Source organism: Streptomyces sp. NPDC093071 (genome assembly GCF_044754545.1).
GTDB lineage: Bacteria > Actinomycetota > Actinomycetes > Streptomycetales > Streptomycetaceae > Streptomyces.
Genome location: NZ_JBIVPH010000007.1, coordinates 91,856 through 104,837, shown reverse-complemented (window position 1 = coordinate 104,837; position 12,982 = coordinate 91,856). Strand labels below are relative to the sequence as shown.

The window sequence follows — 12,982 nt, the reverse complement described above, 5'->3', positions numbered from 1 at the left end:
CGAAAGACGCGGAAGAACCGGGCCCCGTTCTGAGTAGCCGTACTCATGCCGGGGCCCGGTTCCGTCGGAACCATGGCCCCAGGGTGTGCACCGGTTCTCGTGCACCGGTCCGGAGGGGGGCGGCATGGGCAAGGTCGTGGGCGCGTTCGTGGTGGCGGGTCTCGCGGTCGGGGTGCTGGTCCTGGCGTACGCGGTGGGGGCGCCGCCCGGGGCGGTGCTCGCCGTCGGGGCGGGCGTCCTCGGGCTGCTCTGGCTCCTGCTGCTCCTGACGGCGCCGTGGAACCTGTACTTCCGGGCGCACGCGGTCCTCGCGGAGATCGCGGTCAGCCGTGAGAAGGGCCTCGTGGTCTCCGGGGAGCGGGACGTCGAGGCGCGGCGGATCGCGCGCGTGATGCTGCGGGTCGCCGTCGCCGGGCACGTGGCCACGGCGGCCGGTGTGCTCGCCGTCGCCCTCGCGACCGGCCGGGAGGCGGCGTACTGGTGCGCCGGGTTCTTCCTGCTCAGTACGGCCTTCCGGCCGGCCGGGGCGTACTTCGGGCAACTGCGCGGCAGGCTGGGCACGTTGCTCCGGGAGGTGACGTACCCGAGGGACGACGTGGTGGCGCTGCGGGAGCGGGTCGCCGCGCTCGAAGCGGGTGCCTCGGTGCTCCAGGACAAGGCGGAGGAGCAGTACCGGGCCCTGGCCGAGCTGCGCAGGACCGTGGACGCGGTCGGGCTCTCCGCGCACGAGCGCGCCGAGCGGACGGACCGGGGCGTCGCGGCCCTGGCCCGCGAGTTCGAGGCGACGGTGAACCGGCTCACCGACAACGAGGAGATCATCACCGGTCTGAAGGCGTTCCTGCGGCTGCTGCGCGCCACCGACCTCACCGCAGGACCCGCTTCCGGGCCCGTCTCCGGCCCGGGTGACGCCCCCGTCTGACCGGGGGCCCGCTTCACCCGCTTGCCGGTCCCCGGGTTGCGACTAATGTCGATATGTAGGCCATGTGTGCCCCCCGCGTTCCCGTGCTCGCGAGGCGCGGGAGAGGGGGCGTACGGAAGGAGCCTTCCATGAGCCGTACATTGCGGGGCGCGATCGCCCTCGCCGGGGCCGCGGCCCTCTCCCTGGGCGCGGTGGCGACGACCGGAGCGGCGCAGCCGGCCGCGGCGCAGGACGAGGTCAGGATCGGGCTGCTCCTCCCGGAGAGCAAGACGACCCGGTACGAGAAGTTCGACCGCCCCTACATCGAGGCGAAGATCAAGGAGCTGGCGCCCGGAGCGCAGATCGACTACTACAACGCCGCCGAGAGCGCCACCACCCAGCAACAGCAGGTGAACACCGCGCTCGCCAAGGGCGACAAGGTCCTCATCCTGGACGCCGTGGACGCCAAGTCGATCCAGTCCTCCGTGCAGAAGGCCCACGACGCGGGCGTCAAGGTCGTGGCGTACGACCGCCTCGCGCAGGGCCCGGTCGACGCGTACGTCTCGTACGACAACCGCAAGGTGGGCGAGCTCCAGGGCAGGGCGCTCCTCGACGCGCTCGGCGACAAGGCGGGCAGCGGGCAGATCGTGATGCACAACGGGTCGCCGACGGACCCGAACGCCGCCGAGTTCAAGGCGGGCGCGCACGCGGTCCTGGACGGCAAGGTGAAGATCGGCAAGGAGTACGACACGCCGAACTGGGACCCGAACAACGCCAACCAGCAGATGTCCGGTGCCATCAGCGCGCTGGGCAAGGAGAACATCGTCGGCGTCTACTCGGCCAACGACGGACTGGCCGCCGGCATCGCCACCGCCCTGAAGGCGGCGGGCATGAACGTGCCGCTGACCGGCCAGGACGCCCAGCTCGACGCCATCCAGCGGATCCTGCTCGGCACGCAGACCATCACGGTCGAGAAGCCGTACAAGCCGGAGGCGGACATCGCCGCCACCATGGCGGTCAACCTGGCCGAGGGCAAGCCGATCCCCTCCGACCTGACGCCCACCACCGTCACCAGCGGCAGCGGCCAGAAGGTCCCCGCCTCGCTGCTGACCCCGGTCGTGGTCGACAAGTCGAACATCAAGGACACCGTCGTCAAGGACGGGCTCTACACGGTCCAGGAGATCTGCACCCCGACCTACGCGGCCGCCTGCGAGGAGGCCGGTCTCCAGTAGTCGCGAGCCGTCCGCCCCCGCCGGGGCGGACGGACGGAGGAGGCGGTTCCCTTGCCGGAGTCACCCGTGCTCACCCTGCGGGGGGTCTCCAAACGGTTCGGCGCGGTCCAGGCCCTGAAGGACTTCGACCTGGAGGTCCACCCGGGCGAGGTCGTCGCGCTCGTCGGGGACAACGGCGCGGGCAAGTCCACCGCCGTCAAGGCGATCGCCGGGGTCAACCCGCCCGACGAGGGCGTCATCGCCTGGGAGGGCCGGCCGGTCTCCCTCACCCGGCCCCACGACGCCCAGGACCTCGGGATCGCGACCGTCTACCAGGACCTCGCGCTCTGCGACAACCTGGACGTGGTCGCCAACCTGTTCCTCGGCCGCGAGCTGCGCAGGTTCGGGATCCTGGACGAGGTCCGGATGGACCGGCGGGCGCGCGAGCTGCTCGACACCCTGTCGATCCGCATCCCGAGCGTCCGCATCCCCGTGGCGTCCCTCTCCGGCGGGCAGCGCCAGACGGTGGCGATCGCCCGTTCCCTGATCGGGGACCCGAAGGTGGTGATCCTGGACGAGCCGACCGCCGCCCTGGGGGTGGAGCAGACCGCCGAGGTCCTCGACCTGGTGGAGCGGCTGCGCGACCGGGGCCTGGGGACCATCCTGATCAGCCACAACATGGTGGACGTGATGGCGGTCGCGGACCGGATCGCCGTGATGCGCCTCGGCCGGAACAACGGCTTCTTCGACCGGCGCTCGACGACCACCGAGGAGATCGTCTCCGCCATCACGGGGGCCACCGACAGCGCCGTGACCCGGCGCCGGGACCGCAAGCGGGAGGAGCCGTGAAACGGGACCGACTCTCCGGGAACGCCGGCGGAGCCGCCGACAACGCCTCCCAGGAACCGGCCCCCGGCTCCGTGCCCGCCGTGGACACCCGCCTCCTGGTGCGCGAGGAGGGCCTCAAGGGGTACGTCGGGGAGTTCCGGCGCAAGCTGCGCGGCGGGGAACTGGGATCGCTGCCCGTCGTCCTCGCCGTGATCGTCATCTGGACGGTGTTCGGCAGCCTGGACAGCACGTTCCTCTCCGCGCAGAACCTGTCCGACCTCAGCCAGCAGATCGTCGGGACCGGCATGATCGCGGTCGGGATCGTCTTCGTGCTGCTGCTCGGCGAGATCGACCTCTCGGTCGGCTCGGTGAGCGGTCTGTGCGCCGCGCTCTTCGCCGTGCTCAACGTCCTGAACGGCATGAACGAGTGGCTGGCGCTGCTTGTCGCGGTGGCGGGCGGCGCGGCCGTCGGGCTGATCCACGGGTTCTTCTTCGCCAAGGTGGGCGTGCCGGCCTTCGTCGTCACCCTGGCGGGCAACCTCGCCTGGAACGGGCTGATGCTCCAGGTGCTGGGCACGAGCGGCACGGTCAACATCCCGGCCGAGAGCGTCGTCGCGGAGCTGTACTCGACCGTCTTCCACAGCCCGGTCGCCGCCTACGCGACCGCGGCCGTCGGGGTCGGGCTCTTCCTGGCGGCCTCGCTCCTGGACGCCCGGCGGCGGCGGACGGCCGGGGTGCCGTCCCGGCCGGTCGCCGAGATCGTGCTGCGCACGCTCGTCCTCGCGGCGCTCGCGTTCGCCGGCGCGTACGTCCTGAACCGGTACCAGGGGCTGCCGCTGGCACTCCTGATCTTCCTGGTCCTGCTGGTGGTCCTGGACTTCGTGCTGCGGCGCACCACGTACGGCCGGCGGGTCTTCGCGGTGGGCGGCAACGTCGAGGGCGCGCGCCGGGCGGGCATCGGCGTGGCGCTCGTCCGGATGTCGGTGTTCTCGATCGCCGGGACCATGGCGGCGATCGGAGGCCTCTTCCTCGCCGGGCAGATCCAGTCCGCGAGCCAGACCTCCGGCGGCGGCAATCTGCTGATGAACGTGATCGCCGCGGCCGTCATCGGCGGGACGAGCCTGTTCGGCGGGCGCGGCTCGGTCTGGTCGGCGCTGCTCGGTGCCCTGGTGATCGGGTCCATCCAGTCGGGCATGAACATCATGGGCGTGAGCAACGCCGTCCAGTTCATGATCACGGGGTCGGTGCTGCTGGCCGCCGTGGTCGTGGACTCGCTGTCCCGCAGGAGCCAGAAGGCGGCGGGCCGCGCCTGATCCGGCGGCGCCGGGCTCCCCGCCTCTCGCCTCCCGCCCTCCGCCCTCCGCCTCCCGCTTTCCGCTTTCCGTCAGGAGCCGTCGCGGCCCGGCGCGCCGGGTCCGTCCTGGCCCGGCTCTCCCGGCCCGATCCGCAGTTCGAAGTCCCCGGAGTACTTCTCGTGTCCGGCGATCACGGCGAGTTCGACGGCCTCCTCCCCCATCTCGCCGCGGACGATGAGCGGGTCCTTGCGCAGGTCCCGCATGAGCGCCACGCACATCCCGATCATGACGAGCACGAACGGCGCGGCCACCAGGATGGTGAGGTTCTGCAGGCCCGCGAGCGCGTCGCCCTGGCCGTCGCCGATGAGGAGCATGATCGCGGCGACCGCGCCGGTCACCACGCCCCAGAAGACCACCACGGGCCGGGTGGGCTCGAAGGAGCCGCGCTGCGAGAGCGTCCCCATGACGATGGAGGCGGCGTCCGCGCCGGACACGAAGAAGATCCCGACGAGGATCATCACGAGGAGGCTCATGGCCCCGGCGATCGGGAACTCCTGGAGGACGCCGAAGAGCTGCCCCTCGGGGGTGCTCTCGCCCGCCAGCTCGCCCTGCTCGCTGAGCTTCATCGCCGTTCCGCCGAAGATGGCGAACCAGATCAGGCTGACGGTGCTGGGGACCAGGATGACCCCGCCGACGAACTGCCGGATGGTGCGGCCCCGGCTGATGCGGGCGATGAACATGCCGACGAAGGGCGTCCAGGAGATCCACCACGCCCAGTAGAAGACGGTCCAGCTGCCCAGCCAGTCGTGGATGTCGTCCCCGCTGGTCGCCTCGGTGCGCCCGGCCAGTTGCGGCAGGTCGCCGATGTAGGCGGCGATCGAGGTGGGCAGCAGGTCGAGCACGATGATGGTGGGGCCCGCCACGAAGACGAAGACGGCGAGGATCGCCGCGAGCACCATGTTGATGTTGGAGAGCCACTGGATGCCCCTCTCCACGCCGGAGACGGCGGAGAGGACGAAGGCCACAGTGAGGACCGCGATGATGGCGACGAGCAGTCCGGTGCCGGCCTTCTCCATCCAGTTCAGCTCCTGGAAGCCGCTGCCGATCTGGAGCGCGCCGAGGCCGAGGGAGGCGGCGGAGCCGAAGAGGGTGGCGAAGATGGCCAGGATGTCGATGACGCGGCCGGGACCGCCGTACGCCCGCTTCTCGCCCATCAGCGGGACGAAGACGGCGCTGATGGTCTGGCGGCGGCCGCGCCGGAAGCTGGAGTAGGCGATGGCGAGGCCGACGACGGCGTAGATCGCCCAGGGGTGGAGCGTCCAGTGGAAGAGCGTGGTGGCCATGGCGGTCTGCATCCGCTCGGCCGAGTCGACGGGGTGGGTGCCGGGCGGCGGGGTGCCGTAGTGGGCGAGCGGTTCGCTCACGCCGTAGAACATCAGGCCGATGCCCATGCCGGCGCTGAACATCATGGCGATCCACGACACGGTCCGGAACTCGGGGCCCTCGTCCTCCCGGCCGAGGGTGATCCGGCCGTAGCGGCTGATGGCGAGCCACAGCGCGAAGACGACGAATCCGGAGGCGGCGAGCATGAACGCCCAGCCGCCGTCGCGGATCAGCCCGTCGAGGAGGGAGCTGGAGACGTCCTCCAGGCTCTCGGTGGCCGTGGCTCCCCAGACGACGAAGGCCACGGTGAGGACGGCGGTGACCCCGAACACGATCCGGTCGGTGCGGGCGTGGTGGCGACGGTCGGAGCGGATGAGGAGGGTGGGCAGCACCGGCAGCCCCCGACTCCTCGCCCGTGCGGCGCCCTTCCGGCGGCCTTCCGGCCTCTCTTCTTCCTGCGACACAGGCGGCACCTTTCACGGCATTACGGGACAAACATCATGATGTCTCCGTAAGGCAGTACCACAGGTGCGGCCCGACCCGGCGGACCAACAGGCCCCCGGCGCCCCTCCTTTCCCGGGCCGGCGTCCTCCCGGTACGAGGCCTCAGGCCGCCGCGTCCTCGAACACCGTGGTCTCGGCGAAGAGTTCCCCCACCCAGTGGGCGCTGGCCTCGGAGCAACCGGTGGTCGGAGTGCCGGGGAAGAGGCGGAACCACGAGGCCGCCCGGCCGAGGGCGGCGAGGCGGGTGGCGAGCGCCGCGGCCCGGCGCAGCTCAGGGAGGGAGGGCCCCAGGTCGGTCCAGGGCTCCAGATAGGCGTCGCGCAGCCGCTCCGCGTGCTCGGGTCCGTACCGTTCGAGGACGGCGCGGGCGGGGACGAGGAGGCTGCCGAAGGGGTGGCCGACGGCGGCGTCGCCCCAGTCGAAGAAGGTGAAGCGGCCGGTGGCGGGGGCGAGGACCTGGCCGTCGTGCAGGTCGCAGTGGTCGAGCGAGTCCGGCACGCCGTACGCGTCGAGCTCCGCGCACCAGTCGAGCAGACGGGGGCGCCCGGCCGCGAGGTCGCGGCGGGCGGCCGGGTCCAGGGTGGGGTTGTCCGCGACGAGGGCGTCGAAGAGGGCGGGCAGCCGGGCGGTGCGGGCGTCGGGCACGCCGAGCGCGGTCATGCGGTCCGCGTACGGGGTCAGCGCCCGCTGCATGTGCGCGTACTGGGCGAGGGCCCGCGCCCAGGAGTCCGGTCCGGCGTCGCCCGCGTCCAGGACGTTCCGGAAGAGGGGGCCGCCGTCGGGGAGCAGGGACCACGCCCGTTCGGTGTCGACGGCCAGCGGGGTCACGACGTGGCCGGGCACCCATCGCGCGAGGGCGTCGCCGAGCGGGGCCTCGAAGGCGTTGTCCGGCGCGCCCGCCTTGAACCAGACCGCGTCGCGCTCGCCGGGCCCGGTGCGGAAGCGCACGAGGATCGACCAGGGGCGGACCCTGACCTCGCGGATCCCGGTCTCGCGCAGGCCGTGCCGGTCGAGCGCCCGCTCGGCCCACGCGAGGGCGGCCGTGCGCCAGTCCTCTTCCTCCCAGGGGGTGACCGCGTCCGCGAACCGCCCCCGGTCGACCGACATGGGGATCGCGGACGTCGTGGACGGTGCGGACGTCGTGGAGGTCTCTTGTCGCATCGGTCGATCCCATCACCGGGCCGGGCGGGGCGCACTCGAATATCCGGGGCCCGACGTATCCTCGCCCCGGACGCGCCCGACGGGGGGCCGCGGGGACGGAAGAGGCGGACAGGGTGACGGACAAGGCGGCGGAACCGGGCAGGGCCGGTTCGCCCTCCCTCGGCGCGCAGGCACGGGAGGCCGTCCTCCGGCGGATCGTCGACCGGCGGTACGAGCAGGGCGCCCGCCTGGTGGAGCGGGAGGTCGCCGAGGAGCTCGGCATGTCCCGCGTACCGGTGCGCGAGGCGCTGCGCGCCCTGGTCGCCGAGGGGCTCCTGGAGCTGCTCCCGCACAGCGGCGTGCGCGTGCGCCGGCTGGAACGCGCCGACGTGGAGCACCTGTACGAGGTGTGGGAGCCGCTCGCGGTCCAGGCGTCGCGGCTCGCGGCGCGGGCCGTGGCGTCGGGCGGCGGCGAGGGGCTGGCCGCCCTGGAGGCGGCGCTCCATCAGGCCGAGTCGGCGGCCGCGGCGGACGAGGGGGCCCGGGAGGTGGCGGCGCACACGGCGTTCCACGAGGAGATCGTGGCGCTGTCGGGGAACCCGCTGCTCGCCCGCACGATGGAGCAGCTGAGCCGGCAGCTGCGGCTGCTGTTCGGGCTGCGCGAGGAGCCCGCGCACATGCGGGCCCAGCACGCCGAGATGTACCGGCACATCGCCGCGGGCGATCCGGAGGCGGCGGCGGCGAGCACGCTGCTGCACGTGCGCGACAGCAGGTCCGTCGCGCTGCGCTCGCTCTTCGGTTCCTGAAGTATTTGTATACCAACACCGGTCGAAGTAGGCGAGCCCTGCACTTCAGCACTTGAACAACCCGGCTTTTCGGGAGCTCTCGACCACCTTCCTTGTTCACCCCCGGCAGCTTGGTATACAAACCAGGGAACCGACGCCCACCGCCGAAGGAGCCCCCATGCAGCCGTCCCCGTCTTCCCCCGGCGCGCTCTCCCGCCGCACGATGCTGGCCGGGGCCGCCGCTCTGGCCGGGGCCACGGCGGCCGCCACGGCCGTTCCGGCCCAGGCCGCCACCACCGCCACCGGGGGCGGGGCCGAGGCCGCCGCCACCGCCGCGTCTCCCTCCGCGTCCCCCGCCTCGGGGCGCCGCCCGAAGGCCGTGGTCTTCCGTGACGTGCGCCCGTTCGGCGCGGCAAGGGCTACGGACCTGGTGGTCGTCGACGGCCGGATCTCGGCCGGTCCGGCGCCGCGCGGCGCGAAGGTCGTCGAGGGCGGCGGCCGCATCGCCCTGCCGTCCCTCGTGGACGCCCACATCCACCCCGACAAGACGACCTGGGGCGGCTCCTGGGTGTCGCGGAAGCCGGCGGGCGGCATCGCGGACTACGTCGCCCAGGACGTGGAGCTGTTCCGCGCCCAGCGCCGTCCCGTCGCGGAACGCGCGTACGGCCTGATGAGCCGTGCCGTCGCCCGGGGCACCCGGGCGATGCGCGCCCACGCCGACGTGGCCCCGGCCTACGGCCTGGCGGGCGCGGAGGGCGTCGCGGAGGCGCGCGAGCGGCTGCGGCACGCCCTCGACGTCCAGATCGTGGCCTTCCCGCAGCACGGCGTGGTCCGCACCCCGGGCACGGCGGCGCTCCTGGAGCGCGCGGCGCGCGAGGGCCTGGTGGACATGATCGGCGGGATCGACCCGATCGGTTTCGACCGCGCCCTCGACGAGCAGCTCGACCTCGTCTTCGGCATCGCGGACCGGCACGGCGTGGGCGTGGACATCCACCTCCACGACCGGGGCGAGACGGGCCTGAAGGCCCTGCGCGGGATCATCGACCGCACCCGGGTCCTCTCCCTCGCCGGCAAGGTGACCGTCAGCCACGTCTTCTGCCTGCCCGGCCTGTCGGACCGCGAACTCGGCTCCGTCGCGGCCGACCTGGGCGAGCAGGACATCGCCCTCACCACGGTCGCGCCGTCCGACTCCCTGGTCCTCCCGATCGCCCGGCTGCGCGAGCACGGGGTGCGGGTCGGCCTCGGCTCGGACGGCGTGCGCGACTCCTGGAGCCCGTTCGGCAACGCCGACATGCTGCACCGCGCCCACATCCTCGGCTGGGTGACGGACGTGCGGCTCGACGACGAACTGGCCGAGTGCTACCGGGTCGCGACCCACGGCGGCGCGGACGTCATGGGCCTCGCCCACGCGGACCTCGCGCCGGGCGCCCCGGCCGACTTCGTGCTCGTGCGGGGCGAGTGCCTGCCGCAGGTGGTCGTCGACATGCCCCGCCGGGACGTGGTCGTCCACGGCGGGGCGGTCGTGGCGCGCGACGGGGAGTTCCTCGACTGAGGCCGTCCCCGGGCGGGCCCTACAGGTACGGGCGGGTGATCAGTTCCATCGCGTGGCCCGCGGGGTCCTTGAAGTAGACCCCGCGGCCGCCGTGGTCGGTGTTCGTCTCGCCCGGCCGCCGCATCTGCGGGTCGGCCCAGTGCTCGACGCCCTGCTCGCACAGGCGCGCGTAGGCCCGGTCGAACAGCTCGTCGTCGATCAGGAACGCGTAGTGCTGCATCTGGATCTCCACCGGGGGCTCGGCGAACTGGATCAGTACGCCGTCGGGGAGCTGCACGTTGACGAAGGGGCCCCAGGAGGGCGCTTCGGGGAGTTCGAGGAGCTCCCGGAAGAAGCGCGCCGACTCGTGCCGGTCCTTGGCCGCGACGATGGTGTGGTTGAACGTGACTGACATGGGGATGACCTCGCTCTTGTTCGACGGGAAGGGGACGCTCGGTGCTCGCGCGCCGGGCGGTCCTCGTGCCGAACGGAGGGGATGCGTCGTGCGCATCCGCCGAGCCGTCAGTCGTCCACCGGGTCGCCCGTCCGTGTGTGGCGTAGAGCCGGTCCGGTGTTCACGTCGCAGGACGGTACGTGATCGATACGGGCCGGGGCAAGGCCGTTCAGGAGGATCGGGCGCGCGTACTCGAGGGAGTCGGGTACGCGCGCGCGTCCTCCGGCGTCCGGACCGGACCCGGCGGGCGGGGCGGTCAGCCGTTCGGCAGGATGACCGCGCGTCCGTCGACGCGCCCCTCGTGCAGCCGCTCGTAGGCCTTCGGCGCGTCGTCCAGGGCGTAGGTCTCCACGTGGACGTCGACGGCGCCGGCGCGGGCCAGGTCGAGCACCTCGATCAGCTCGGCCCGGGTGCCCCAGTACGGGGAGGCCACGGAGACCTCGTACGCCGGGGAGCCGAAGCCGACGGGCAGGGCGCCCCCGCCGAGGCCGACGATCGTGACGTCGCCCTCGATCGCGGCCATCGCACCCGCCGAGGTCACCGTGGGCTGCGCTCCCACGAAGTCGAGGACGACTTCGGCGCCCCGGCCTCCGGTCAGTTCGCGGACGGCGCCGGCCGCAGAGGCGTCGGAGAGCACTGCCTCGTGCGCGCCGACGGCGCGGGCGAGGGCGAGCTTCTCCTCGGTGACGTCCAGGGCGACGACCCGGGCCGCGGTCATGGCCCGCAGCAGCTGGATGGCGACGTGGCCGAGCCCGCCCGTGCCGATGACGACGGCGGTGCTGCCGGGCACGAGCTTCGGCAGGGACCGCTTGACGGCGTGGTACGGGGTGAGGCCCGCGTCCGTGAGCGGCGCGGCCCGCACGGGGTCGAGGCCGCCGAGCGGGACGAGGTGGCGGGTGCTGTCGACGACCATGTACTCGGCGATGGCGCCGGGGGCGCCGAGGCCGGGCGGCCTGATGCCCAGCTCCGCCGCCCGCAGACAGTAGTTCTCCTTGCCCTGCGCGCACATGGAGCAGGCGCCGCAGCCCCAGGGGCCGTAGACGGCGACCGCGTCCCCGACGGCGAACCCCTCGGCGCCCGCGCCCAGCGCCTCGACGGTGCCGACGCCCTCGTGCCCGAGGGTCAGCGGCAGCGGGAAGGGCAGCTGGTCGGCGGACCAGCTCATGACGGCGATGTCGGAGTGGCAGACGCCGGCGGCGGTGACCTTGAGGAGCACCTGGCCGGGGCCGGGCTCCGGGTCGGGGACGGTGACGACCTCGGGCGGGGCGCCCACCGCGCGGTACTGGAGTGCCTTCATGACGGGGTGTCCTTCGCTCTCGCTCTTTCCGGTGGCTCAGCGGGCGGCGTAGGCGCCGTCGACGAGGTGGTAGCTGCCGTGCACGAACGACGCCCGCTCCGAGAGCAGGAACGCGACGAGCTCGGCGACCTCCTCCGCACGGCCCAGCCGGCCCGCGGGGTGCAGGGCGACGAGGGCGTCGTACGCCTCCCGGCCGATTCCGGCGAGGAGGGGGGTGTCGACGTAGCCGGGGCCGACGGCGTTGATACGTACCCCCTGGGAGGCGTATTCGAGTGCCGCCGTCTTGGTGAGGCCGACGACCCCGTGCTTGGCCGCGACGTAGGCGGCGCTGCCGGCGGAGCCGTTGGTGCCGAGGATGGAGGACATGTTCACGACGGCGCCGCCGCCGGAGGCGACGACGGCCGGGAGTTCGTGGCGCAGGGAGTGGAAGACGCCGTCGAGGTTGGTGGAGACGACGCGCCGCCACTCCTCGGCGGGGGTCTCGCCGATCGGGACGCGGGCGCCGGCGACGCCCGCGTTGTTGACCGCGAGGTGCAGGCCGTCGAGGGCGGCGACGGTGGCCTCGACGCCCTCCCGGACGGAGGCGTCGTCGGTGACGTCCATGCGGACGGCGAGGGCGCGGGCGCCCTGTCCGGTCAGCTCGGCGACCGCGGCGGCCGCCTTCTCGGCGTCGTAGTCCGCGACGGCCACGGCGGCGCCGCCGCGGGCGAGGCGGTGGGCGACGGCCAGGCCGATGCCGGAGGCGCCGCCGGTGACGAGAGCGGTCCGGCCGGCGAACTCCTGGGGGTCGGGGGTGGAGGGGTGCGTCATGGGGGTTCCTCGGGGGTGTGCGCGGTCCGGTCGGGGTCGGCCCTCGGGGCGGGTCGGGCCGGACGGGTGGGATGGGGGGTCGGTGGTGGCGCCGGTGGACCGGACGCGGGGTCAGGTCCCGGCGGGCGGGGGTTCGGTCGCGAGCAGGGCGAAGGCCTCCTCGACGAGGGCGGGCAGCGCGGTCCGGGGGCCGTCGAGGACCCAGGCGCGCGTGGCCGCCATGAGCGCGGCGGCGCCGGCGCCCACGGCGACGGCCGGCCGCAGGTCGCGCTCGGGATCGGCGCCCACGCGGTGCGCGACCAGGCGCACCGAGGCCGCCTCGCCCTCCAGGAGGACCCGCCGGAGCACGGCCCGCAGTGGCGCCTCGCGTTCGGCGAGGCGGAACAACTCGCGCACCCCGTCGCGGCGGTGCCAGGCCGGGACCGCCGGGTCGGCGAGCCAGATCCGCAGGGCCGCCCGGTAGGCGGTGAGCGGGGCCTCCGTCCCGGGGCGGGCGGCGAGCGCCTCGTTGATCCGGGCGCAGTCGGCGCGGATGCCGTCGACGACGGCCTCCTCCTTGGAGGCGAAGTAGCGGCTGAAGGTGCGCCGGGAGACGCCGACCGCGTCGGTGACGTCCTCGACGGAGACTCCGCTTGGCCCGCGCTCCAGGACGAGCCGCAGCGCGGCCTCGCCGAGCGCTTCCCGGGTCCGCGTCCCCTTCGGGCCGCGCCGCGGGCTCCGGCGCTCTCGTTCCGTGCTCATACTTGCACCGTACACCCATTAATGTCTCAGTGAGACATTCCCCCGCGCTCACCCCTCCACCTGCCAGGACGCGGCGAAACACTGTGGAGCGAGGTGACGACTTGTC

At 73.4% G+C, this 12,982-nt stretch carries 12 protein-coding genes; 6 read left to right on the top strand and 6 right to left on the bottom strand.

Features of this window, described 5'->3' with window-relative positions; all coding sequences use genetic code 11:
• Positions 1–124 precede the first annotated feature (124 nt).
• The 4 genes from ACIQD7_RS24970 (at position 125) to ACIQD7_RS24955 (ending at position 4,250) form a co-directional block, all read left to right on the top strand.
• Complete coding sequence (locus ACIQD7_RS24970; RefSeq protein WP_402444357.1) at positions 125–919, top strand: hypothetical protein; 795 nt, start codon at positions 125–127, stop codon at positions 917–919.
• 128 nt (positions 920–1,047) lie between these two features.
• Positions 1,048–2,130, top strand: a complete 1,083-nt coding sequence (locus tag ACIQD7_RS24965; protein WP_121830517.1) for a sugar ABC transporter substrate-binding protein — start codon at positions 1,048–1,050, stop codon at positions 2,128–2,130.
• A gap of 51 nt (positions 2,131–2,181) precedes the next feature.
• Positions 2,182–2,958: an ATP-binding cassette domain-containing protein gene (locus ACIQD7_RS24960; protein WP_121830516.1), complete on the top strand. Its 777-nt coding sequence runs from the start codon at positions 2,182–2,184 to the stop codon at positions 2,956–2,958.
• Positions 2,955–4,250: a sugar ABC transporter permease gene (locus ACIQD7_RS24955; RefSeq protein ID WP_402444354.1), complete on the top strand. Its 1,296-nt coding sequence runs from the start codon at positions 2,955–2,957 to the stop codon at positions 4,248–4,250. Before ACIQD7_RS24960 ends, ACIQD7_RS24955 begins: the two co-directional genes overlap by 4 nt.
• A gap of 71 nt (positions 4,251–4,321) precedes the next feature.
• Here the strand turns inward: ACIQD7_RS24955 and ACIQD7_RS24950 are convergent, their stop codons facing one another.
• Both ACIQD7_RS24950 and ACIQD7_RS24945 read right to left on the bottom strand, forming a co-directional pair.
• Positions 4,322–6,007, bottom strand: coding sequence for a BCCT family transporter (locus ACIQD7_RS24950; RefSeq protein WP_402444352.1), 1,686 nt, complete (start codon positions 6,005–6,007; stop codon positions 4,322–4,324).
• 213 nt (positions 6,008–6,220) lie between these two features.
• Positions 6,221–7,279 (bottom strand): aminoglycoside phosphotransferase family protein, encoded by a 1,059-nt coding sequence (locus tag ACIQD7_RS24945; RefSeq protein WP_402444350.1) that lies wholly within the window; start codon positions 7,277–7,279, stop codon positions 6,221–6,223.
• A gap of 113 nt (positions 7,280–7,392) precedes the next feature.
• Here ACIQD7_RS24945 and ACIQD7_RS24940 point away from each other — a divergent pair, with 113 nt between their 5' ends.
• The gene (locus ACIQD7_RS24940; RefSeq protein WP_402444349.1) at positions 7,393–8,064 is read left to right on the top strand and encodes a GntR family transcriptional regulator; all 672 of its coding nucleotides are present in this window, start codon (positions 7,393–7,395) and stop codon (positions 8,062–8,064) included.
• 157 nt (positions 8,065–8,221) lie between these two features.
• Positions 8,222–9,595 (top strand): amidohydrolase, encoded by a 1,374-nt coding sequence (locus ACIQD7_RS24935; RefSeq protein ID WP_402444347.1) that lies wholly within the window; start codon positions 8,222–8,224, stop codon positions 9,593–9,595.
• A gap of 19 nt (positions 9,596–9,614) precedes the next feature.
• On the opposite strand, the gene ACIQD7_RS24930 is transcribed toward ACIQD7_RS24935, so the two are convergent.
• The 4 genes from ACIQD7_RS24930 to ACIQD7_RS24915 form a co-directional block, all read right to left on the bottom strand.
• Positions 9,615–9,989, bottom strand: coding sequence for a VOC family protein (locus ACIQD7_RS24930; protein ID WP_121830511.1), 375 nt, complete (start codon positions 9,987–9,989; stop codon positions 9,615–9,617).
• Between the two features lie 295 nt (positions 9,990–10,284).
• Positions 10,285–11,325 (bottom strand): NAD(P)-dependent alcohol dehydrogenase, encoded by a 1,041-nt coding sequence (locus tag ACIQD7_RS24925; protein WP_402444345.1) that lies wholly within the window; start codon positions 11,323–11,325, stop codon positions 10,285–10,287.
• 36 nt (positions 11,326–11,361) lie between these two features.
• Complete coding sequence (locus tag ACIQD7_RS24920) at positions 11,362–12,135, bottom strand: SDR family NAD(P)-dependent oxidoreductase (RefSeq protein ID WP_402444343.1); 774 nt, start codon at positions 12,133–12,135, stop codon at positions 11,362–11,364.
• Positions 12,136–12,246: 111 nt separating this feature from the next.
• Positions 12,247–12,876, bottom strand: coding sequence for a TetR/AcrR family transcriptional regulator (locus ACIQD7_RS24915; protein ID WP_389667393.1), 630 nt, complete (start codon positions 12,874–12,876; stop codon positions 12,247–12,249).
• Positions 12,877–12,982: the final 106 nt, after the last annotated feature.

What these genes read in the sequence shown, in the direction of transcription:
- ACIQD7_RS24970 (WP_402444357.1), top strand. Translation starts at nt 125, where the DNA reads ATGGGCAAGGTCGTGGGCGCGTTCGTGGTGGCGGGTCTCGCGGTCGGG.
- ACIQD7_RS24965 (WP_121830517.1), top strand. Translation starts at nt 1,048, where the DNA reads ATGAGCCGTACATTGCGGGGCGCGATCGCCCTCGCCGGGGCCGCGGCC.
- ACIQD7_RS24945 (WP_402444350.1), bottom strand. Translation starts at nt 7,279, where the DNA reads ATGCGACAAGAGACCTCCACGACGTCCGCACCGTCCACGACGTCCGCG.
- ACIQD7_RS24935 (WP_402444347.1), top strand. Translation starts at nt 8,222, where the DNA reads ATGCAGCCGTCCCCGTCTTCCCCCGGCGCGCTCTCCCGCCGCACGATG.
- ACIQD7_RS24930 (WP_121830511.1), bottom strand. Translation starts at nt 9,989, where the DNA reads ATGTCAGTCACGTTCAACCACACCATCGTCGCGGCCAAGGACCGGCAC.
- ACIQD7_RS24925 (WP_402444345.1), bottom strand. Translation starts at nt 11,325, where the DNA reads ATGAAGGCACTCCAGTACCGCGCGGTGGGCGCCCCGCCCGAGGTCGTC.
- ACIQD7_RS24920 (WP_402444343.1), bottom strand. Translation starts at nt 12,135, where the DNA reads ATGACGCACCCCTCCACCCCCGACCCCCAGGAGTTCGCCGGCCGGACC.
- ACIQD7_RS24915 (WP_389667393.1), bottom strand. Translation starts at nt 12,876, where the DNA reads ATGAGCACGGAACGAGAGCGCCGGAGCCCGCGGCGCGGCCCGAAGGGG.